At 58.7% G+C, this 21,129-nt stretch carries 20 protein-coding genes; 9 read left to right on the forward strand and 11 right to left on the reverse strand.

From position 1 onward, the window contains the following. Positions 1–391 precede the first annotated feature (391 nt). Entirely contained in the window at positions 392–1,222 is an 831-nt protein-coding gene (locus B9H04_RS07340) for an IS5 family transposase (protein ID WP_049933361.1), read from the forward strand. Between the two features lie 151 nt (positions 1,223–1,373). Here B9H04_RS07340 and B9H04_RS07345 read toward each other — a convergent pair whose 3' ends face one another. The 3 genes from B9H04_RS07345 to B9H04_RS07355 all read right to left on the reverse strand — a co-directional run bounded on the left by B9H04_RS07345 (position 1,374) and on the right by B9H04_RS07355 (position 3,277). Then, complete coding sequence (locus tag B9H04_RS07345; RefSeq protein WP_004599500.1) at positions 1,374–1,655, reverse strand: helix-turn-helix transcriptional regulator; 282 nt, start codon at positions 1,653–1,655, stop codon at positions 1,374–1,376. Between the two features lie 167 nt (positions 1,656–1,822). Beyond that, entirely contained in the window at positions 1,823–2,602 is a 780-nt protein-coding gene (locus B9H04_RS07350) for a transcriptional regulator TbsP domain-containing protein (RefSeq protein ID WP_049933551.1), read from the reverse strand. A gap of 267 nt (positions 2,603–2,869) precedes the next feature. Continuing rightward, a complete protein-coding gene (locus B9H04_RS07355) occupies positions 2,870–3,277 on the reverse strand; it encodes a hypothetical protein (RefSeq protein WP_080508779.1) in 408 nt (135 codons plus the stop codon). Positions 3,278–3,492: 215 nt separating this feature from the next. On the opposite strand from B9H04_RS07355, the gene B9H04_RS07360 reads away from it, so the two are divergent. From B9H04_RS07360 to B9H04_RS07370, 3 genes are all read left to right on the forward strand, one after another. Further along, positions 3,493–4,929 carry a PAS domain S-box protein gene (locus tag B9H04_RS07360; RefSeq protein ID WP_085682573.1) on the forward strand — a complete coding sequence of 479 codons (1,437 nt, stop codon included), beginning with the start codon at positions 3,493–3,495 and terminating at the stop codon, positions 4,927–4,929. Positions 4,930–5,179: 250 nt separating this feature from the next. Next, the gene (locus B9H04_RS07365) at positions 5,180–5,848 is read left to right on the forward strand and encodes a site-specific integrase (protein ID WP_085682574.1); all 669 of its coding nucleotides are present in this window, start codon (positions 5,180–5,182) and stop codon (positions 5,846–5,848) included. A gap of 177 nt (positions 5,849–6,025) precedes the next feature. Further along, entirely contained in the window at positions 6,026–6,589 is a 564-nt protein-coding gene (locus B9H04_RS07370) for a type IV pilin (RefSeq protein ID WP_211216879.1), read from the forward strand. A 197-nt stretch (positions 6,590–6,786) separates the two neighbouring features. Here B9H04_RS07370 and B9H04_RS18015 read toward each other — a convergent pair whose 3' ends face one another. The 8 genes from B9H04_RS18015 to B9H04_RS07400 all read right to left on the reverse strand — a co-directional run bounded on the left by B9H04_RS18015 (position 6,787) and on the right by B9H04_RS07400 (position 15,010). Next, complete coding sequence (locus B9H04_RS18015; protein WP_139835053.1) at positions 6,787–7,404, reverse strand: hypothetical protein; 618 nt, start codon at positions 7,402–7,404, stop codon at positions 6,787–6,789. A gap of 123 nt (positions 7,405–7,527) precedes the next feature. Then, positions 7,528–8,070, reverse strand: coding sequence for a hypothetical protein (locus B9H04_RS07375; RefSeq protein WP_139835054.1), 543 nt, complete (start codon positions 8,068–8,070; stop codon positions 7,528–7,530). A gap of 16 nt (positions 8,071–8,086) precedes the next feature. Beyond that, positions 8,087–8,323: a hypothetical protein gene (locus tag B9H04_RS18020; protein ID WP_089308963.1), complete on the reverse strand. Its 237-nt coding sequence runs from the start codon at positions 8,321–8,323 to the stop codon at positions 8,087–8,089. 1,232 nt (positions 8,324–9,555) lie between these two features. After that, positions 9,556–10,872, reverse strand: coding sequence for an NAD(P)/FAD-dependent oxidoreductase (locus tag B9H04_RS07380; protein WP_199237870.1), 1,317 nt, complete (start codon positions 10,870–10,872; stop codon positions 9,556–9,558). A 3-nt stretch (positions 10,873–10,875) separates the two neighbouring features. After that, positions 10,876–12,204, reverse strand: coding sequence for an aspartate aminotransferase family protein (locus B9H04_RS07385; protein ID WP_049933020.1), 1,329 nt, complete (start codon positions 12,202–12,204; stop codon positions 10,876–10,878). Positions 12,205–12,206: 2 nt separating this feature from the next. After that, complete coding sequence (locus B9H04_RS07390; protein WP_049933019.1) at positions 12,207–13,592, reverse strand: aspartate aminotransferase family protein; 1,386 nt, start codon at positions 13,590–13,592, stop codon at positions 12,207–12,209. 78 nt (positions 13,593–13,670) lie between these two features. Further along, on the reverse strand, positions 13,671–14,561 hold the full coding sequence (locus tag B9H04_RS07395) for a dimethylarginine dimethylaminohydrolase family protein (protein WP_049933018.1): 891 nt from the start codon (positions 14,559–14,561) through the stop codon (positions 13,671–13,673). Beyond that, positions 14,558–15,010: an Lrp/AsnC family transcriptional regulator gene (locus tag B9H04_RS07400; RefSeq protein WP_008443091.1), complete on the reverse strand. Its 453-nt coding sequence runs from the start codon at positions 15,008–15,010 to the stop codon at positions 14,558–14,560. Before B9H04_RS07400 ends, B9H04_RS07395 begins: the two co-directional genes overlap by 4 nt. 178 nt (positions 15,011–15,188) lie before the next feature. On the opposite strand from B9H04_RS07400, the gene B9H04_RS07405 reads away from it, so the two are divergent. From B9H04_RS07405 to B9H04_RS07425, 5 genes are all read left to right on the forward strand, one after another. Further along, entirely contained in the window at positions 15,189–16,199 is a 1,011-nt protein-coding gene (locus B9H04_RS07405; protein ID WP_085682575.1) for an ABC transporter permease, read from the forward strand. Beyond that, positions 16,196–17,026 (forward strand): ABC transporter permease, encoded by an 831-nt coding sequence (locus tag B9H04_RS07410; RefSeq protein WP_248648668.1) that lies wholly within the window; start codon positions 16,196–16,198, stop codon positions 17,024–17,026. Before B9H04_RS07405 ends, B9H04_RS07410 begins: the two co-directional genes overlap by 4 nt. Positions 17,027–17,117: 91 nt before the next feature. Continuing rightward, positions 17,118–18,296, forward strand: a complete 1,179-nt coding sequence (locus tag B9H04_RS07415) for a polyamine ABC transporter substrate-binding protein (RefSeq protein WP_049933015.1) — start codon at positions 17,118–17,120, stop codon at positions 18,294–18,296. Positions 18,297–18,299: 3 nt separating this feature from the next. Next, positions 18,300–19,433: an ABC transporter ATP-binding protein gene (locus B9H04_RS07420; RefSeq protein WP_049933014.1), complete on the forward strand. Its 1,134-nt coding sequence runs from the start codon at positions 18,300–18,302 to the stop codon at positions 19,431–19,433. 118 nt (positions 19,434–19,551) lie between these two features. Beyond that, positions 19,552–21,060, forward strand: coding sequence for an aldehyde dehydrogenase family protein (locus B9H04_RS07425; protein ID WP_049933013.1), 1,509 nt, complete (start codon positions 19,552–19,554; stop codon positions 21,058–21,060). Positions 21,061–21,129 lie beyond the last annotated feature (69 nt).

A 21,129-nucleotide genomic window follows, 5' to 3' on the forward strand; every position in this document is an offset into this window, starting at 1 on the left:
CGATGTACCTCTATAGTATTATCCGGAGTTTTCGACGATACGACCGTTGATTCGATACCCGCGTAGGTCTTGAAGAGATTTCTGGATACTGGATATCGGTGTGATACGTTGGTTCACTATTGCGGTACCCTTTCGAACTATGTCGGTGGGCTACGTTGTTGTTCTTACAACACAACTTCAACTGTTCAGATCTCGATCTAATATGGGAGGCAGTCCTTCGGTAGATTTGAATGGCTGTGTTGAATCGCCATACTGCAGCGAGGTAGGCCACTAAATCAAAGGAGCTGAAGCGGGAGACTTCAGTTGCCTATGACGGCTGTGTTGAATCGCCATACGGAGGCGAGGTAGGCCGCTAAATCAAAGGAGTTGAAGCGGGAGAGTTCCGTCGACCATGACGCAAATCTCCCGCTTCATCGGGGAGGTTGTACCGGTTGCCCAAAGAGTTACTGGCGATGGAGGCGAATCCGCCGCCCCGGACGGTGGCGGCGGATTCGCCGACTACGCACTCGTTTCCCTTCACTGTCTGCGGATTTACCTCGATTTGTCGTACCGCATGACGATCGACCTGCTCAAAGAGATGTCACAAATAATCGGGGAAATCGGCCTCAACGCGGCCGATCTCCCTGCGCCGTCCACGTTGTGTAAAGCGTTCGACCGGATCAGCATGAGCGTCTGTCGAGTGCTGCTGCGCCAGTCGGCGCAGCTGCACGATCTCTCTGAACACGCCGCGATCGACGCCACGTTCTACGACCGCTCACCAGCGAGCCGCCACTACTGCCAGCGAATCAGCTACCGCGTTCAGAAGCTCAAAGTCACGAAACTCGCCGATACAGCGTCGCAAGCCGTCATTGACGTTCACTGCTCAACGAATCGGGAAGGAAGTGACACGGACCTCGCAGAGCAGATCGCCCGCCGGAACGCGGGCGGTCTGCGGTCTCTCGCGGCCGATAAAGGCTACGACAAGCAATCGCTCCGCGAAGGATTACGCGATCTCGGGATCAGGCCGCTGATCAAGCACCGCATCTTCGCACCGTACGACCACGCACACACCGCCAGAATCGACGATAATCGCTACAATCAACGCTCTATGACCGAAAACGTGAACTCGGCTGTGAAGCGCTCGCTCGGCTTCGCCGTGCGAGCGCGGTCATGGTTCCGTGAGTTCCGCGAAATCGCGCTGATGTGTGTCGTCTATAACATCAAACGCTTCGTCAAACAGTAAATCTCTCCGCCTTACAGCGATCCAACACAGCCCCTGAAACAGCCGGTCGGTGAATTCTCTGTATTGACCGTGATCGGCCTGGAACATATCTCCTGCTGAAGATCTCAACAGAGCCAGGGACGTGAAATACAGTCCTCGAACAGTAGTTCGATCACCCGTCGTGGTCAATATACCCGGCTTCCCATTCAGTCCGAGCTTCGATTTCTCTAGTGCCCCGGCGAGTAGTGCTGTACTCGTTGGTCCGTCGGTCGCGCTGACTCTTTTCGATGAGTCCCTTCTCAACGAGCGTGTCGAGGTTGGGATAGAGCCGCCCATGATGGATTTCCTTTTCGTAGTAGTCCTCCAGCTCGTCTTTGATCGCGAGTCCGTGGGGGTCATCAAGTCCGGCAACTACGTACAGCAGATCGCGCTGAAAGCCAGTAAGATCGTACATATCGCAATTTTCGTAGTCGAGTTTTGAAATACTATGGATCTGGTGACTGCGTGTTATAGAATATGTTTCACACCCTCTACGTAGTGATTTTGACTGCTTCATCTCACGCTTGAGTCGGAAAAGTACCGTATTTTCGTCTCCATAGTCGGGCTATCGTGGGGCAGATGCTACAGCAGAGACTGGATCTCGGTGGAGAGTGTCTTCGGGTCTGCTGTCGCGAGCTCGTCAGTTGCGATAAGGCGAAGTCGGGGGCGACCGATATCTAGCGGGACTTTTTCAGTCTCGATGAGGCCAGCATCTTCGAGTGCTGATTTGGCCCGTGAGAAGGTCGCTTTCGAAGCGATACCTGTATCCTCTCCCCATTTCGAGACGTCGTAGAGGAGGACCTCGTTGCGGGCTGCGAGGATGAGCATTATCTCGACGATACTGAGGTATTCGTTGCTGTTGGAAATCTCTTCAGCGTGTCCGAGGACTTCGTCGAGTTCGGCTGCGATATCGTCGCCGATCTCTTCTCGGAGCGTCTGTTTCACTACTGAGAGGGCAGGTGTCCGGAGGTGATACTGCTCGGCAGCCTCGAATCTGGAGTCGAACTCACCGTAGACTGATGAGACCAGCTCGGGGTCCGAGCTCGAAATACTGTGCTTGTCCATCACAGGAACTACAGTCTCAGATTCGGTTGTGAAGATGGTATTCTGGACTGGCTCCGTGAGTGTTCGGAGGCTGAGTTGCTCCCGGTGGATGAGTTCGGCAATCTTTGAGGCCGTGAGGAAGCTGTAGAGGGCGTCTTTGATTTCATCTGAGTCTGCGAGCAGCCGGACCTTGGGCTGGTCTTCAACCGTTATTGCTTCCTCTGCGAAGGCTGCGATTTGTTCAGAGCGAGGATTGATATACAATGCTGGCTCCTCTCGTTCGGGAATCATCTGAGTGAAGATGTGTTGTTTGGCCATGTTCTATAATTTTCTGGACATGTACTTAATAGACATGGTATCTGAGAGGTGTTGAGAAAGGATTGGGTCTATCAAACAACGGTCACAGGGAGGTCATTCTAGTCCCGTCTCGCACCGCCTACGCAGGATAGTTCCGTGGTAGTGCCGTAGATGCTGGTTTCGAAATACTACTGACTGGCCCTGTTGGAATTCTCAATATCTGACTGATTCTTACCTAGATTCGTCGGGATCCCGACACTCTGGTCTTGTATAGAGCTAAGGGATTCATCACTCTCCCCGTGGATCACCAACCGGTATTTCACCATATTCTGGACATGAGACCCATCCCTGTCCAAATGCCCCACCCATCCCTTGGTCCGGACTCCATTCGTGTTCATCCCCACAATGTGGACAGTCTACCAGTGGCGGGTCAATCTCCAGTGCCTCTTGCTGGATAAAATGATTTCCTTGGTATGAATCACAGTTCTGACAGACGTTTCCCCAGACTTTCTTGCCGAGAGTATTGCTGTAGACCCGTTCAACAGGAGTTTCGTAATTCGCTAATACATCTCCGAGAGGTGTATCAAGATGGTCTCCTCGTGGCCAGACCACAGGCGTTTGCTCGCCACACTGCCAGCAGTCTGTTTCCCACGTCAGCAATTTCTGGCGATCAACTGGGAGGTCGTCTGGGAGCATGATAGCAAATTCTACTCTGATTGACTATTTGATTCTTTGTCTCTAGTTCCCTGTTGAAATCTTTAACAGTCGATAGGATTTGCGTGAGAGGTATAGGAGTATACTCAGCAAGATCTTGGCCACCACCCCCATATATACAACAATGAGTAGTGCTTCCGCCGGAGGTTGCGTACGATTTTAATATGCTTACACGTGTACTGGACCCATTATAATCGATGGATGACGATACAACCCACCAAGAGAGTAATAACCACAAGCCTGAGTGGTATCGGACGCTCGTTGAGGAGGTAAATGATCTCGCGACAGTCGTCGATACTGACGGGACGATAACCTACGTTAGTCCGGCCATCACACGGATTCTCGGCTACGACCCCGGCGAATTGGTTGGCCACGAGGGATTCGAGTTCGTCCATCCCGAGGATCGGGAGCGAAACGCCGACGCGCTGGAAAGCGTTCTCTCAAACCCTTCCGGATCCGAGACTGTTGAAGTCCGATTCCGCCACGCCAACGGCTCGTGGCGCTGGATTGAGGCCACAATGCGGAATCGAGTTGACGACGACATCATCGATGGGATTCTGCTTAGCAGTCGAGACATTACTGAGCGAAAAGAGTACGAACGCGAAGCGCGAGAGCTTGCCGAAGAGTACGAAGCCGTTTTGAACAGCGTGGAGGACGCCATCTTTCTGCTGAATGTTGAGGAAGATGGGGATGGTGTCCAATTCGAGTTTGAGCGCCTCAGCCCCTCCAATGAGCGCCAGACTGGGATTACTACCGAGGAAGTACAGGGCCAGACACCACAAGCCGTGTTCGGTGAAGAACAGGGCGCTGAGTTAGCGGCGAACTATCACCGGTGTGTCAAGGCTGGCGAACCGATCTCGTATCAGGAGGAACTCCTGGTCAGCGAAGGAGCACGGTTCTGGCAGACAAAACTTGCGCCGGTAGTCTCCGATGGTGAGATAACACGTCTCGTTGGGGTCACTCGGAACGTGACTGAACGCGTCGAACGTGAGCGACAACTACGTCAGCAGAACGAGCGGCTTGGAGAGTTTGCGAGTGTTATCTCCCACGATTTGCGCAGTCCGCTCAACGTCGCACAGGGTCGCGCTGCACTCCTTGCTGAGCAGGGAGAAAGCGAGCATCTTGATCCACTACTACAGGCGCTTGACCGGATGGAGGCGATCGTCGAGGATACGTTGACGCTTGCTCGCCAAGGCGACACAATAAGCGAAACAGAGTCGGTCAGTTTGACTAACCTCGTCGGGAAATGCTGGGCAACAGTAGACACAGGCGAGGCAGCCATCGAAATAGTCGACGAAATGACCCTTCAAGCAGACCCTGACCGGTTACGCCACGTGTTCGAGAACCTGTTCCGAAACGGTGTTGAACATGGTGGATCTGACGTGACCGTTCGTGTCGGCCGCCACAACGAACTGGGGATCTACGTCGAAGACAATGGACCAGGAATTCCAGTCGAAAAGCGTGACGAGGTGTTTGAACCGGGACATTCGTCGGCACAGGGTGGCACTGGTTTCGGGTTGACTATCGTAAAACGAATCGTGGAAGCCCACGGCTGGGAGCTATCTGTAGCCGATGGAACCGATGGTGGAGCACGGTTTGAGTTCGAGATGTCTGAACAGGGAGAGTTCGTGTGAGTGTTTAGACAATGCTCGACCCATGACTGAGAAGTGCGACCTCAACTTTTGAGCGCAGCGTACGGAATAACCGCTCTGTATTCTGTACGTCCTCGACGAATTATCAGCGACCACGGATTTCAACACAGCCGTCCCTGGATGTGTTAGAATCCGGGATTCGACTACTGATAGGTCCGATCTGACTCTCAAACCAATCCCTCAGACACCCATTCCACACGGATTTTAGTAGTGTCACCTCGCAAAGCCTACTATGCGACTTGACGACTACCCCAAACGAGACGGGAAGCGGGTCTGGCTCAGCCAGAGCGACGAGAACGACGAGGTCGCAGCGCTCATCGACGAGGCGAAGTCTCCCGAGCAAGAAATCGCGTTTCGGCTCGGCGTTCAGGCCGGCCTCCGCCGCGAAGAGATCGCCAGCGTCAGCAGCAACGACTTCACGCACGCTCCCGACGGCTTCCTTCGCGTGTGGAACGACTACGCGAAGCGCGGGAAATATCGGGAGACTCCGATCCCGAAAGAACTCGCCAGTTCCGTTCGAACGCTCTCGTACGAGCGTGATCCCGACGAGCCGGTCGTTGGCGTTGAGCCGAACTCGATCTATCGCTGGGTGAAGCGAGCTGGCGAGCGTCGGTACGCCCCGACTGGGGATGAAGGATGGACTTACCTCGACGTTCACGACCTCCGGCGTACCTGGGGCGGTCATCTGCTATGGGACTGCGGTGTTCTTCCTGCCGTCGTGATGAGTTGGGGCGGCTGGGAAGACTGGGAGACGTTCAGAAACCACTATCTCGGAGAGATGAGCCCGGCAGCTGCGGAACGCGAGCGCGAGAAGATCTCGTTCGTCTCGGGGAACGTCAAGTCCGACCCGGGTGCGGATCCGGTTTTTGAGCCGACAGTTCAGTCGCGTTCTTCGTACTGATTTATAGGCCTAATGGTAGGCCAATTTGTAGATGGCTCTTGCCCAACCTGGCGAAACAGCTATTCGATATGTGATATGGGCTGCTACTGACTGCTGAATATAGGGGATGAAGTCAGCACAGTGTGATAACTGTTTACAAACAGTGGATTTAGGTATACACTCTACTTCCTATCTTATGTGAGAATTGCTGACCGAGGTGTATCATCAGTTATTGGCGTCATTCTGATGGTTACAATAGTCGTTATTCTGGCTGCGATTGTCTCGGTAGCTGCATTTGGTTTTGTGGATAACATTAGTGAACCCGCTCCGAATGTTGCAGACACAACCGGTGAATTTGAGGCTGGGGGTGATTTTGATGAGCAGGTTGTACGGATCACACACATAGCCGGGGAGGATGTTGCCCTCAACGATCTAGAGATTGTCGTTCGTGCGGGTGGTGAGAGTATGAGTGATACAGAGGTTCGGTTAGTGAATCTCCCGCCCAGCCTTTCAACGTTTGATACTGATTCTTACGAGGGTAATGATGGCTTAGCTTCAGGACAGGGTGTGACTGATGGGGTCCTATTTGACGGCAGTTCCAGTTGGGGTGCTGGACAGATGATCAAGTTTCGGATACCAGTAGGGGCCGCTGATTTCCGTGATCCACCAGTGGGCAGTAATCCAGATGCTGACGAGCTTGAGGTCACCATTATCCATACTCCGTCAGGCTCGATTATTTCACGGAGCACGTTCACGCCGTAGTACTGCCGAAATAATCGATCGATACAGTCTGAGCCGATGTTTCTTAATGCTACGCGCCCTGTATTCATCACGGAATTTTTTATCAATTTGCGGATAGTAGTGCTTCACTGAGTTCGGGAAGAGCCTTATAGATTTGATTTTACTGTTCAGAAAACCCCCGTATTCTGTACGCTACAAGCTTGAATCTCGTAGCGATATCAACTCTCGTCGCTCCGATAGCGGAAGATAGCTAGAATGAGACTCGTTGGTGGATACATAACAACCGATCTTATTCTGGAGAATAATGGATACGATTTGCTCTGGCGGATATTTTGTATCTCTAAATAAGTTGAGAGCCCAATCTGAGAAATTGCGTGAATCTCAGCATAACCTTCGTCAAACCATGTGATTAGAAGCGGAATTATAAGAATAATTCCTAGAGAGACAGGCACAGTTAGTAAATTTATTACATTCGATCCAGAATCTATAGAAATGGCACGGAACACAAGAGAGGGTAAGGCAATCAGAGAAGCAATCATTAGAGATAAATATGAAAACTGTCCGACTGTAAAGAACCACTGTAGGGGCCAAGACCACTGCTTGTGACCTGCTTCATGTAGGAAGATAAAATCATGAATGAAATCTGGTCTGTCTTCCACCTGTGCTCGATTGATTATAATATGAGAAAATGCGACCCCTTGCCCTGCCGTAGACCATGACTCATCATAGACATAGTAAACAGGGGCGGACGTGTCCTCAACTGTAATATTCTCTCTTTCAACTACACCGCCGTGGAAGTGTGCCATTAGAACCGCTCCGTAGTGGAGGAGATCCATCTGGTTACAGATACTAGGTGTAGACTTTTGAAAAACCGGGGACGTGAGGCTGTATTCTCTTCTTACTTCTCAAACGCAGGCGATCACTTTTCACTGTTGACCATAGCTAGAGTTGAATTCTGTTTATTTGAGGTCTTCATACTTTACTTCAGACCTCTCCTCGTAGGCTTCGTCAAACCCAAAGAACCGTTTCATAGCACCTCGAATAGTTACGTCTCTTACCAACTTGTAGCTGCCTTTGTCAGGTTCCTCACTCCAGAGCTCAAGACGAGTCCGACTCGTCGAGTCGATCTCAACATCAAGTCCGATCTCCTTCCAGATCTTGGTCATCTCATCTGGGTTCTCGTACCTATCTAGGCTGAATATTATTCCCTCAATTTCGTGTGATCCAAGCGAGGTCAGTAAATAATCATACTCGACGTACACCTCTTCAACCCGTTCTGCCACTTTCTTCCTGTTTTCTTCCGATCTCAGTTCGGTCAGTGACCCCTCTGCGTATTTGCTGGTTAGGTCGATTGTGTTCAGGATTTCTCGCCTTCTCTGAGAGTCAGTACGGTATACCCGTAGAATCATACCTAATAGGACCGCTGCTAGACCACCAAAAAATGGTAAAATTGCTTGAAGAACATCAAGAGCATCCGGCCCGATTGAGATTATCAACAGCATGGGTGAGACTGATTCTCTATACCCTCATCACCACTATAGCACCGACAACGAGTACGACGATATGAGTGGCGTTTACGAACCCATCTGCCTCGGTCTGACCGACAATCACTGGCAGAACATCTAGGTATGGCGCCCACGATGGCGCCCCGACGAATGGAGCAAAGAAGTTCCAGGCCGCCAGTATAACAACCGCTACCGCTGCGTATCGGATGGTATTACGAGCGTGGGTCGCGCTCTTGGCACCGGCACTCATATGCTCGACATCTATCCGATCAGACAAAAAAGTTGGATAGACCATTTTTGAGTTTGGGATTCTATTAAGAGACTCTCCAACTCGTCTTGATCGTTGTCACACTCGCAGAAATTCGAGAGTTCCTCCGTTTCAGTCCATGACGGACCGCACCACCAGTATGCCAATTCCGTCGCTCTGAACAGATGTTCGTGAGCGATCGGGGGCGCGAGCAGTTCTTCCCTCACCGTTCTCACTTATCGCGATCACCGCCCTCCAGCGCTGCCCCAATCTCCACGAACTGGTTCCGCGACGCAGCCACCTGCTCGACATCGGTTTGTAGCTCGAGGTCACCGTTCACATCCAAGCTTATAGCATCCTAGTCCGTGTCGAACAGTACTGCGGAGAGTCGCTCGTTGCCCGCGTGCTCTGCCGAATCGTCGATTTACTGTCAGACATCTCTACATGTTATCGATACCGAAGTGTGTTATGACTCGCACGGCTCAACCTTGGTGATGTTTTTGTGTAGGTCTATTTTATTTATACCAGTACGGGTTTACACGGCTTCGCGAGAACCACTACCTTCTCGACGCATTTTGAGACCAGCTAGCGCACACTGAAGAAGATAAAAACGGCAGTATATATTCGGGGGTTGGTAGGTCAGCCAGTGTAAGACTTAGAGGCTGTATCTTGTACGGAGAGTTTGAGGAAGACCGCCTGTTCGGATCAATCAATACAGCTCACCGAAGTATCATCAGAGTATATATTGTATCGATTCTGTATTATTTTAGCCCTCCAAATCTGAGTCAGTCCGTGGAGCCAACCCAACGAACAGGCGACGTGTCTTCGCCGTGGTCGCCAGCAGCGGAATCTCGGGTTTCGCTAACTGTGCCGGCCAACTCAGCTTCCGCTCCGGTTCGATCAGTGACCGCGATCACACGCCTGTGACGGACATGGCAACCGCGTTGCCGACCGGCGGGTTCAACGCCGGACTCTCCGTCGAACCGTCCTGTGCCGTGGCGACGGTTAGCGTTCGCGAACTCACTGTATCCGGCGAAATCAGTCGTAACGAGGGTGCCGTCGTAATCCTGATCGGGTCAAGGTAAAGTGCGAGAGGTCCGATATCGACGCCCCGTCGGTCCGCAAGATCGACCGTAGGGACGTACCCGCCGCGGTTCGAAAGCTTTCCGCGTGAGTCGGTCGGGGCTGTGGAAACCCTTCTCTTGACTGGAACCGTGCCGAATACGAAGCGCCGGTCACTCGCCACCGGCGCTGATGCTGCGGAATTCGAAATCGGTCGAGCAGATGTCGAACCGCGAGAGACAGAACGGCGCTGCTGGGATCGGTGGGTCTTCGCCCATTACATGCGCACGGACGAGCGCGCCGGCGACGGGGGCTGTCATGACGCCTCGGCCGTGAAACCCGGTGGCGACGACGAGCCCGGCGGGGGCGTCGCTCGGCGCGTCGATGATCGGACGCGTGTCCGGCGTGGCACCGTCGATCCCGGCCCATCCGTCCACGACGCGGAGCGCCCCCTCGGTCCCGAGGAATCGGGGCACGAGAGCGGCGACGTGGTCTCGGAAGGCCTCGTCCGCGTCCCGGCTCGCGGCCGCGGGGTCGGATTCGGCGAACGACCAGCCCCCGATGAGAAGGTCCCCATTCTCCTCGCGGCGGAAGTAGACGTGTTCGCCCGGGATCCACCCCATCGGAAACGATGCGCCGAGCGACGACTCGGGCCGCAACACGAGACACTGCGTCCGATAGGGCCGAACGGGAACCCGGAGGTACGGAGCCAGCAGCTGCGGCGTCCGCCAGCCGGCCGCGACGACGACCGCCTCGGCCGCCACCGTCCCGTGGTCCGTCTCGACCCCGCGGACCGATGTCTCCGTCTCGGTCTCCGCTTCCGCGTCCGTGTCGCCCTTCGCGGGTTCTCCCTCCGCGGCCGAATCACGGAGCTCTGCTCCACTCGTTCGCCCCTCCACGACGAGGTCCGTCACGTTGACCCCGGTCTCGAACCGCGCGCCGTGGTCCGCTCCGTCCGCGCGCAGCGTCGTCGCGAGCGTGTACGGGTCGAGGTGACCCGTGTCCGTGAACCGCACTGCGCCGACGAACTCCGAGGCGTCGATCCGGGGCCACCGCTCCTCGACGGCGGCGGCCTCCAGAAACGCCACGTTGACGCCGTCGTCCCGGAGGCGGTCGACGCGCGCTCTCGCGGCTTCCTCCCGGTCGGCCGTGACGAGCTCGACGCTCGGTGTTTCGGTGTACTCGAAGGCTCTGGTTCCGTCGTACGCTCGAAAGAAGTCGTTCGCGTGCGCGGCGATCTCCGGGTGGTCCGTGTAGGAGGGCGTCATCGTCACCTCACCGGCCGCTCGGGCGGTCGCACCGCCGGCGATCTGGTCGCGCTCGAGAACGAGCACGTCGTGGTCCGGGGCCAGCTCGCGCGCGGCGGCACAGCCGATCACGCCGCCGCCGACGACCACGACGCGCGGGCCGTCAGTGTTCGCGCCCTCGCGGAACGCGGGCGGTATCGTTTCCGACCCAGCCTCGCCGTCGGGGCAGTTCCCGGACGACATGGATTACGCGACCGCCTGAAGGCCGGACTCGAGCGCGTCGACCGCCCGTTCGAGTTCGTCTCGCTCGATGGTGAGCGGCGGCTGGAAGCGGAGGACGTTCTTGTGGTAGCCGCCGACGCCGATCAGGACGTTGTGCTCGTCGCGCATGTGTTCGCGGACGGCGGTCGCGGCCTCCTTCGCGGGCGTTCGGTCCGCGTCCGCGACGAGTTCAACGCCGTACATGAGGCCGAGACCGCGCGTCTGACCCACCGAGTCGTAGTGCTCTTCCAGCTCCGTGAGACGCGATTCGAGCCATGAGCCCTGTCTGTTTGCGTTCTCGACGATCCCGTCCTCCAACCGGTCGATGTTGGCGAGCGCGGCCGCGCAGCAGACGGGATTACCGCCAAACGTCGAGAGATGATCGCCTGCCTCGAAGCTATCAGCGATCTCCGCGGGCGCCGTGAACGCGCCGAGCGGGAGTCCGTCCGCGATTCCTTTCGCCTGTGGCATGATATCGGGGACCACTTCGAACTGTTCACTGGCAAACATCGTGCCGGTTCGCCCGTATCCGGTCTGTACCTCGTCGACGATGAGTAGCCCGCCGTTGTCGTGCGTGATCTCTTTCACGCGCCGCAGCCAGCCTTCCGGCGGGACGATGATCCCGCCCTCGCCCATGACGGGCTCGATGATGACGGCGGCCAAATCTCCGGAAGTGTGAGTGCCGATGACGCGCTCGAGCTCGTCCGCGCAGTCGCTTGAACACGTCCCGTCGCAACGGTCACAGCGGTACGCGTACGGCGGGGGCGCGTGAGTGACGTCGTTGATCGTCGGTGCCATCCCCCGCTTGTATGCGCTGTTTCCGGTGAGCGCGAGGCTGCCGAGCGTCCGGCCGTGAAACGCCATCTCTAGAGCGACGACTTCCTTGTTGCCTGTGTGTTTGCGCGCAAGCTTCACCGCGCCCTCGACGGCCTCGGTTCCCGAGTTACAGAAGAAGGTCTTCTGGAGGTCTCCCGGCGTGATCTCGGCGATGCGTTCGGCGAGCTCGCCGACCGGCGCGTTCCTGTGGACGTACGAACAGGTGTGGATGAGCCGGTCGAGTTGATCCTTCGCCGCGTCGACGACCGCGGGGTCGTTGTGTCCGGCGTTCGTCACCGAAATCCCGGCGAACACGTCGAGGTACTCCTCGCCCTCCGGCGTCGTCATCGTCGTGTCCGAGGCCCGGTCGACGGCGAACGAATCGTATCCTTTCGCGATCGGCATCACGTACTCGTCGTACTGCGATCTGACGGTGTCGCTCGACGGACCGTCACCGGCCGACTCGCGCGTCACCGAGGGGTCGGACTGGTTCGACATTGTCACTCGTACTGGTGGTCGACCGCGCGGAAGGCGTCCTCCGCGACCTCCAGCGCGTGATCGATCTGCTCGTCGGTGTGGGTGTATGTGGTGAAGAACCGCTCTCCCTGCAGCGGGTTCCCGAAGAGGACGCCGTCGGCTGCGGCCTCGAGCCACCAGTCGGCGAACTGGTCGGTGTTCGCGTGCCACGTGTCGCGGTACGAGTGGATGTCGTGATCGGTCATGTACACCTGCCCCATCGAGCCGATATGCTCGACGTTAACCGCAAGTCCGGCGTCGTCGGCGACCTCCTGAAGCCCGCTGAACAGCCTGTCGCCGAGGCGGTCGATGTGCTCGTATACGTCGCGCTCGTCGAGGATCTCCAGCGTCTTCAGCCCGGCTGCGGCCGCGACCGGGTGTCCGTTGTACGTCCCGCCGTGGAACGCGGAGGAGTTCCACTTGGAGGCCTCCTTCTTTTTTGGCGGGATGATCTCCTCCATGATGTCCCGCCGCCCGCCGAACCCGGCAACTTGGTAGCCGGCGCCGGCAGCCTTCGCGAAGGTCGTCATGTCCGGCGTGACGCCGAACCGGCCCTGCGCGGACTGCGGGCCCAGCCGGAAGCCGGTCATCACTTCGTCCCAGATGAGGACGATGTCAAGCTCCTCCGTCAGGTCGCGGAGGAACTCGTGGTAGCCGTCGCGGGGCTTGAGGCAGCCGCACGAGAACATCACCGGCTCGATGATCACGGCGGCCATGTCGTCAGCGTGCTTCCGCAGGATCCGCTCGGTCGCCTCCTTGTCGTTGAAGGGGAACGCGACGACCGTCTCGCTCACCGCGTCGGGGATGCCCGTCCCGTACGACACCGTGTTCGGCTCCTCCTCGGGACCGAGCGCCTCCTCGCTGGCATAGACGCTCTGTAGCGCATAGTCGTGTGCGCCCGCGTACCCGCCCTCGGGCTTGGCGATCTTTTCTTTTCCGGTGTACGACCGCGCGACGCGGAGCGCGTGCATCGTCGCCTCCGTGCCGCTGTTCGCCATCCGAACCGACTCGATGGAGGGGACCATCTCGCAGACCTTCTCCATGAACTCGATGGCGACCGGCTGCGGCGTCGCGGTCAGGTCGCTCTTCTCGACCTGTCGTTTGACGGCGTCTTTGACCTCGGGATGACCGTGTCCGAGGATGATCGGACCGAGCGCAAGGAGGAAGTCCAAGTACTCGTTGTCGTCCATGTCATAGATGTACGAGCCGTCCGTCTCTTCGAGATAGAACGGGTACGGGTCGAACGAACGGACGTTCGACTCGACACCGAGCGGCGTTACGTTTGACGCTCGCCGGTGAAACTCCCGGCTCTTCGACGTTTTCTCTTCCAACGGGCGTGCGTGGTCGCGCTCCTTGTCACCGAGGCTCATCGCAATAGATGATGAAGCGGCGGGAAATAAATCTTTGGCAAATACAATTAGAAGCCGAAATAGATACGGCAATTCGAGTTACTCGCCGGTAACAGTTCGGGACAAGGGGAGCACGAGTCCCTTCGGACCGCCGCCGGCCTTCCTGATCTCCCGGAGCGACAGCTCGATGACGTGGAATCCCCGATCCGTGAGCGCGGCGCGGACCCGGTGGTTCCCGGAGGGGAGGAGCACAGTCCCGGGGTCGACGACGATGGTGCTCGTCGCGCGGTTGCGCTGTTCGCGCATCGGGACGGAGACCGTCTCAATACCGCGATCGTGAAGCATGTCGAGGAACTCCGGCGGAACCGCCTCGGAGTAGACGAGCGCGAGATCGGGTGCGACCATGCTGAACACCAAGGCGAGATGCGTCTGTCCGGTGCTCTCCGTGCTGCCGAAGATCGGCACCTCGATCACCTCGACTCCGAACGTCTCCAGGACGGTCCGAACCTGTCGGATCCCGGCCGCGTTGGTGGTCTGCGACCGACCGATCGCCACGGTGTCGCGGTCGATCCACACCATGTTCCCGGCCTCGAAGCCGCCGTCGCCGTGAACGGTATGATAGATCGGCGCCCCCAGTTCGGTCATTCGCTCGGAGAGCCGGCGCTCCTCGCCGTGCCGGGTCTCCTCGACCATCTTGCCGACCACGATTCCGCCGCCGATCGCGAACCCCACGTCCCGGACGAAGAACGACTCGGCGAGGCTCTGCGTCACGCCCTCGAGCGTGAGCACCTCCACGCCGTTCGACTCCAGCTCCTCCACGAGCGACCGGTGCTCCTTCGCGGCCTTCTCCTGACGCGGCAGCCCATCCCAGTTCCACGCGTCCGGATCGACGACCGAGTTGAACTCGTCGCCGGGCTCGTGAACCAGGGCCTGCTCGAGTGAGCCGTACTCCAACCTGGCCGACGGTTCGAGCCCCCAGATGTCGTTCATTCGTCTATCCGCAGCGTGTGTTCCTCCTTCACGCTCCGGAGCGCCATGTCCGTGGCGGTGCTCTCGACGCCCTCGTACTGGCCGATCTCCCTCAGCAGGTCGGTCATCTCCTGCCGGTCGGCGATGCGGACTTTCAACAGCAGATCCGCGTCGCCGGTGACCTCGTGTATCTCTTGGATCGGCGTCACCTCGACGAGGCGTTCTGCGACCTCCGACGACCGGCCGGCCATCGTCTCGACACGGATGAAGCCGACCTCGTTGCGTCCGAGGAGTTCCGGGTCGAGTACGGCGCGGTAATCCCGGATGTACCCCTCCTCCTCCAGTGCCTTCGTCCGCTCGTGGATCGTCGCCGTCCCCATGTCGAGCCGGCGTGCGATCTCGGAGAGGGCCGCCCTCCCGTCAACCTGAAGTATGGCGAGGATCTTCCGGTCGACCTCGTCGATGTCCATGAGCGTGGATTCAGTGGCCGGATGCCTATGTGTTTTGTTTGGCTGCACGCCTCTATTCGCTGTTAGGGGGTCGAATAACATAATATTTCCTTAGTCCCGTCTCTCTTCGTATGTTTATCTGTAAGTATCGGGTTTGCCCAAACATATTTCATGTGGGGTGTGGTACGCCAACGAGAGAATGGGACGTGATAGCAACAATCAGGCGTCGGGCATCGACGCGCAACTGGTTCAGAGGGTCCGTCGGAACCAGTGGACCGGTGCGATCGTCAATCTCTCACCGAGCGCGTTCTGGCTCGGCGTGTTCTTCCTCGCACCGCTCGCCGTGATGTTCTTCTTCAGCTTCGGGGAACGGGGGGCGTTCGGCGAAGTCCTCCTCGCCGCGGAGAACCTCGGACTACAGCAGTACCGTCGGTTCTTCATCCCGGAAGACACCTCGATCCTCGTCGCGCTCTGGGCGACGGTCGCGTGGCTGATCGAGACGGTAGTCCCCGGAATCGAGACGCTCTCGGCGACGCAGCCGACGCCGTACGTCAGGCTGTTGTTCAAAAGCATCGGCTACGGGTCCCTCGCGACGGTGGTCTCCTTCGCCGTCGGCTACCCGATGGCCTACTATATCGGTCACATTGCCCCCGAAAGATACCAGAACCTCTTGATCGTGCTCGTCATCCTTCCGTTCTGGGCCTCGTTTCTCGTCCGGATCTACGCCATTCAGCTGCTGTTGTCGGCCAACAGCGTGCTAATGAGCGCGCTTGCGGTCCTCCCGTTCGTTGAACAGGGAGCCTCGCTGATGTACTCGCAGTTTGCGGTCCTCTTGGGACTCGTCTACATCTGGATCCCCTTTATGATCCTCCCGGTGTATTCGAGTATCGAGGAGATCGATTTCACGCTCCAAGAAGCCGCGATGGACCTCGGAGCGGACCGTTTCGAAGCGTTCTATCACGTCATCTTCCCGCAGTCGAAACCGGGCGTCATGGCGGGGAGCGTCCTTGTGTTCATCCCGAGCGCGGGCGCATCCGTCATCCCGGAACTGCTCGGCGGCACCGACAGTCAGATGATCGGGAACTTCATTGCGTCTCAATTCGGCTCCGCCGGCAACTGGCCGCTTGGAGCCGCGGGCGCGTTCGTTCTCATGGGGGTCATGCTACTCAGCATCGCCGCGTACCAGCGCGGCGGGGGTGAGCTCGGATGATGGGCGCGTTCCGTCGAGCGCGCGCAGCCCTGTTCGAGCGGGGGGCCGGGCTCTTGGTAGCCCAGACGGCGTTCGTCTATCTGTTCCTCTACCTGCCGATCGCGGTGTTGATCACGCTCTCGTTCAACGACTCGCGGTACGCGGTCGTCTGGCAGGGGTTCACGACGAAGTGGTATACCGCGCTGTTACAGGGCGAGACAGTCGCTCGAGTCGATCCGACCGCGGCGTGGAACGCGCTCCTCAATTCGGTCGAGATCGCCGTGGCGATGGTCGTTATCAGTACTGTGTTCGGTACGATGCTGGCGTTCGCCCTCGACCGGTACGACTTCCCCGGCAAGCGGCTGTTCACCGGCGTCGTGTTCATGCCGATCATCATCCCGAGCATCGTGATGGGGATCTCGCTGCTGTTGTTCTTCAACATCGCCGGGATACAACTGGGGACCGGAACAGCAATAATCGGCCACGTCGCTTTCGGCATCAGCTTCGTCGCGGTCGTCGTCGCGGCGCGATTACAGACCTTCGATCAGACGATGGAAGAGGCGGCCATGGACCTCGGTGCCAACGAACTCGAGACGCTCCGGTTCGTGACGCTCCCGATGATCAAGCCGGGGATCTTCGCGGGCGCGCTACTCGCGTTCGCCATGAGCTTCGACGACTACGTGGTCACCTTCTTCATCATCGGACAGGAGAACACGCTCCCGATCTTCTTCTTCGGGATGGTCCGGCAGGGAATCTCTCCCGGAGTCAACGTCGTCGCGGCGCTGATCATCGTCGTCACGATGGCTCTGGTCGCCGTCGCTCAATGGTTTCAGGGCCCGACGTGGTGAGTTCTGTGAAATATATCCGACTGGACGTATGATCTCCCGAAATATTTATGGTCTGTTGTGGAAGTTGGAGAAAAAGAGACATTGACAACCCATGTCACAACAGCAATCCACAAGTGATCGGCGTACATTCCTGCGGACCACCGGTGCCGTCTCAACGGCCGGACTCGTCGGACTCGCGGGATGTAGCGGCAACTCCGGGAGTGACGGCAACTCCGGGAGTGACGGTAGCGACGGTGGGAGCGGAGACGACGGCGGCGGTGGGAGCGGCGGTAACGGAGAGATCGAAGACGAGCTTCGCGTCTTCCAGTGGGGCGACTACTGGCCCGACGGTTTCATCAGCGGTTTCGAGGAGGAGTACGACGTATCCGTTTCCGTCTCGCTGTACTCCTCGAACGAGGAGATGTTCAACGCGCTGAACGCCGGCGGAACCGGTCAGTACGACCTAATCTTCCCGAGCGACTACATGGTCAACGTCCTGAACGAGCAGGGCATGATCCAGCCGCTCAACCTCGACGCCCTGCCGAACTTCGAGAACCTCTCCGAGAAATTCCGGGAGGCGCCGTACGATCCGGGCGAGGACCGCTTCTCCGTTCCCTACCAGTGGGGAACGTCCGGGATCGCGTACAACGAGGAGATGGTCGGCGACATCGAGGTCAACTCGTGGGAGACCATGTGGAACGAGGATTTCTCGGGGCAGATGTCGATGCTCGACGACGTCCGCGAGGCGATGGGCGCGGCGTTGAAATACCTCGGCTACTCCCTCAATACGACGGAGGAGTCCGAGGTCGAGGAGGCGAAGGAGTTACTGATGGAGCAGAAGGACCTCCTCTCGACGTACGACTCGTCGGACTTCCCGACGAACCTGATCAACGAACAGCTCAGCCCGGTCCACGCATGGTCCGGCGGCGCGTTCCAAGCGTACTGGGAGACGTTCGAGGACGGCAGCTCCCCCGTCAACTACGTCATTCCGGAGGAAGGCGGGGTCGTGTGGGTCGACACCGCAGCGATAACCACAGAGGCAGAGAACGTCAACGCGGCGCACGCGTTCATCAACCACTTCCTAGACGCCGAAGTCGGGGCCGAGATCACGAACTACACGTACTACGGGAGCCCCAACGAGGCCGCCGAAGAGTACATCCTCGACGAGATTCTCAACAACGAGTCTATCTACCCTGACGACGAGACGATGAGCAACCTCGAATACATCCAGAACATCGGTCAGGCGACGACCATGTACAGCAACGCCTGGCAAGAGATCAAGAGCGCCTGAGGAATGACGGATTACGACGTCCGGCTGGAGGGCGTGACGAAGCGGTTCGACGACGTGGTCGCCGTTAATGATGTCGATCTGCGGGTCGAGTCTGGGAAGTTCCTCACCCTGCTCGGACCGAGCGGGTGCGGGAAGACGACGCTGCTCCGCTGTATCGACGGCTTCGAGACGCCGACAGAAGGCGCAGTGTACATCAAAGACGAGGACGTGACGAACGTTCCGCCCTTCGAACGTAACACCAGCATGGTGTTTCAGTCGTATGCGCTGTTCCCGCACATGACCGTCGGCGAGAACGTTGCGTTCGGTCTTCAGATGCAAGGGGTCGACGGCAGCGGCGAGACCGGACGCGGCGGGGTCGGCCAGGCGGTCAAGCGCCTCGTTCGGAGGGGTTCCAACGAGGAGATCGAGTCTCGCGTCGAGGAGATGCTCGAACTCGTGGAGCTGCCCGGGACCAAGGACCGGCAGATCAGCGAGCTCTCCGGCGGCCAACAGCAGCGCATCGCGCTAGCGCGGGCGCTGATCACGGAGCCGGCCGTGCTCCTGCTCGACGAGCCGCTCGGGGCGCTCGATCTGAAGCTCCGGCAGAACATGCAGGTCGAGCTGAAAAACCTGCAGGAAGAGCTGAACACGACGTTCATCTACGTCACCCACGATCAGGAGGAGGCGCTCACGATGAGCGACCAGATCGCGGTGATGAACGACGGACACGTCGAGCAGCTCGGCACTGCCACCGAGATCTACGAGGAGCCCGCGACGGAGTTCGTCGCGGACTTCATTGGTGAAACGAATCTCGTCCGCGGTGATTACTCCGACACTGCCGACGGAGCGGCCATCGACCGAAACGGCCGCACGTATGTCGTTCCGTCGAATCCGGAGGCCGACGCGACAGCTGGGTTCGCGGTCCGGCCCGAGAAGATCCGGATCGGCGATGAGGCCGCCGGGCTCGACAACAGCTTCCGGGCGACGATCATCGACGAGATCTACAAGGGGAACCTCGGCAAGTTCGTCGTTGAACTGGACGACGGCGGACGGTTCACCGTCGACATGCAGATACGGGACCAGGGGTCGTACCTCCAGACGGGAGAGACGGTTCAGATCGGCTGGGCGGCGGAGAACAGCGTGGTACTCACCGAGTAGACGAGAGTCCGAGAGACACCGATCTCGCGTTCGCGCTGACCGACGATCGTGCGAATGTCCAGCGAGACGACTCCGGCGAACGGACCGGGACGATACGAACGACAACCGAAGCACAATCATGAATTTCACAGGCACGATTCGAGACCGACACGAACAGGCGCACGAAGAGATCGCGACCCTTGATTTCGGCGCGTACATCGATGGGAAGACCCGACCGGCGAGCGACGGAGAGACGTTCGAACCGACGGATCCCTCGATCGACGAGCCGATCACGACGGTCGCGCAGTGCGGCACCGCGGACGTCGAGGACGCCGTCGCGGCAGCCGACACGGCGTACGAGGACGGCTGGGGAGCGATGGACGCGGGTGACCGGGCCGAGCTGATTCGGACGTGGGTCGACGAACTGCGGGACAACGTCGACGAGCTCGCGCTGCTACAGACGTTGGAGGTCGGGAAGCCACTCGCGTACGCGAAGGCGGACATAGAGAACGGTCTCGACTTCTTCGAGTACTACGCGAACGTCTCGGTCGCCCAAGAGGGCGAATACGTTCCTACGGGGGCGGATTCCCACGCGTATGTCCGCCAAGAGCCGTACGGCGTGACGGGACAGATCCTCCCGTGGAACTACCCGATTCTCCTGATGGGGTGGAAAGTCGGGGCGGCGCTCGCGGCCGGTAACACGACGGTCGTCAAACCGCCGAGTCCGGCGCCGCTGTCCGTGATCCGCGCTGCGCAGCTGGCGGACGACGTCCTGCCCGAAGGCGTGTTGAACGTCGTCCCGGGCTCCGGAGGCGACGTGGGCGAACCGATCATCGACCATCCCAATGTGGGAAAGGTGTCGTTCACGGGGTCAGTCCCGGTCGGGCAGTCGATCATGCGGACCGCGGCGGACTCCGTGACGCCCGTCACGCTCGAGCTCGGGGGTAAGAACCCCTTCATCGTCTTCCCCGACGCCGACATCGACGAGGCGGCCGCGAACGCCGCGACCGGCGGGATGTACAACGCCGGGCAGTCCTGCGACTCGGCGACGCGGATCCTCGTCCACGAGGACGTGAAAGACGAGTTCGTCGACGCGTATCTGGAGGAGCTCTCCGGTTGGGAACCCGGCGACCCCCTCGAAGAAGGAACAACGATGGGACCGTTGGCCTACGAGGGCCACCGGCAGAGCGTCGACGACTACGTGGACGTGGGCTGCGAGGAGGGGGCAAGCGTTCTCCGCGGCGGCGAGGCCCCGGACGGTGACGAGTACGCCGACGGCGCCTTCTACCAGCCGACCGTCTTCGACGACGTCGAGCCGGGTATGCGAATCGGTCAGGAGGAGGTGTTCGGACCGGTTCAGTTCCTCATGACGTTCTCGGACTACGAGGAGGCGATCGAGATCGCGAACGACGTCGACTACGGACTCACCGCGGGGATCGCGACCGAGAACCCGTCTGTGGCCCATCGGGCGGCCGCGGACGTGGAGGCGGGAAGCGTCTGGGTCAACCAGTACTTCGGGACGGTCCCGGGGACGCCCTTCGGCGGGTTCAAGCAGTCTGGATTCGGCCGGGAGTGCGCCCAGCAGGCGCTCGAAGAGCACACCCGATCGAAGTCAGTCAACGTCGCGCTCGACGATCCGCCGTACTGACCCCGTCGAAAGCGGCTGACTACATCCGGTGAGAACCGATTACCCGTTGGTATTCCTCCTTAGCTCGGG

The organism is Halorubrum ezzemoulense DSM 17463 (assembly GCF_002114285.1).
Lineage (GTDB): Archaea > Halobacteriota > Halobacteria > Halobacteriales > Haloferacaceae > Halorubrum > Halorubrum ezzemoulense.

Bases quoted from the DNA above. Each gene is read 5' to 3' on its own strand.
- B9H04_RS18015 (WP_139835053.1), bottom strand. From the start codon at position 7,404: ATGGATCTCCTCCACTACGGAGCGGTTCTAATGGCACACTTCCACGGC.
- B9H04_RS07405 (WP_085682575.1), top strand. From the start codon at position 15,189: ATGGGACGTGATAGCAACAATCAGGCGTCGGGCATCGACGCGCAACTG.
- B9H04_RS07380 (WP_199237870.1), bottom strand. From the start codon at position 10,872: ATGTCGTCCGGGAACTGCCCCGACGGCGAGGCTGGGTCGGAAACGATA.
- B9H04_RS07365 (WP_085682574.1), top strand. From the start codon at position 5,180: ATGCGACTTGACGACTACCCCAAACGAGACGGGAAGCGGGTCTGGCTC.
- B9H04_RS07410 (WP_248648668.1), top strand. From the start codon at position 16,196: ATGATGGGCGCGTTCCGTCGAGCGCGCGCAGCCCTGTTCGAGCGGGGG.
- B9H04_RS07400 (WP_008443091.1), bottom strand. From the start codon at position 15,010: ATGGACATCGACGAGGTCGACCGGAAGATCCTCGCCATACTTCAGGTT.
- B9H04_RS07350 (WP_049933551.1), bottom strand. From the start codon at position 2,602: ATGGCCAAACAACACATCTTCACTCAGATGATTCCCGAACGAGAGGAG.
- B9H04_RS07375 (WP_139835054.1), bottom strand. From the start codon at position 8,070: ATGCTGTTGATAATCTCAATCGGGCCGGATGCTCTTGATGTTCTTCAA.
- B9H04_RS07395 (WP_049933018.1), bottom strand. From the start codon at position 14,561: ATGAACGACATCTGGGGGCTCGAACCGTCGGCCAGGTTGGAGTACGGC.
- B9H04_RS07390 (WP_049933019.1), bottom strand. From the start codon at position 13,592: ATGAGCCTCGGTGACAAGGAGCGCGACCACGCACGCCCGTTGGAAGAG.
- B9H04_RS07425 (WP_049933013.1), top strand. From the start codon at position 19,552: ATGAATTTCACAGGCACGATTCGAGACCGACACGAACAGGCGCACGAA.
- B9H04_RS07355 (WP_080508779.1), bottom strand. From the start codon at position 3,277: ATGCTCCCAGACGACCTCCCAGTTGATCGCCAGAAATTGCTGACGTGG.
- B9H04_RS07420 (WP_049933014.1), top strand. From the start codon at position 18,300: ATGACGGATTACGACGTCCGGCTGGAGGGCGTGACGAAGCGGTTCGAC.
- B9H04_RS18020 (WP_089308963.1), bottom strand. From the start codon at position 8,323: ATGAGTGCCGGTGCCAAGAGCGCGACCCACGCTCGTAATACCATCCGA.
- B9H04_RS07385 (WP_049933020.1), bottom strand. From the start codon at position 12,204: ATGTCGAACCAGTCCGACCCCTCGGTGACGCGCGAGTCGGCCGGTGAC.
- B9H04_RS07340 (WP_049933361.1), top strand. From the start codon at position 392: ATGACGCAAATCTCCCGCTTCATCGGGGAGGTTGTACCGGTTGCCCAA.
- B9H04_RS07345 (WP_004599500.1), bottom strand. From the start codon at position 1,655: ATGTACGATCTTACTGGCTTTCAGCGCGATCTGCTGTACGTAGTTGCC.
- B9H04_RS07360 (WP_085682573.1), top strand. From the start codon at position 3,493: ATGGATGACGATACAACCCACCAAGAGAGTAATAACCACAAGCCTGAG.
- B9H04_RS07415 (WP_049933015.1), top strand. From the start codon at position 17,118: ATGTCACAACAGCAATCCACAAGTGATCGGCGTACATTCCTGCGGACC.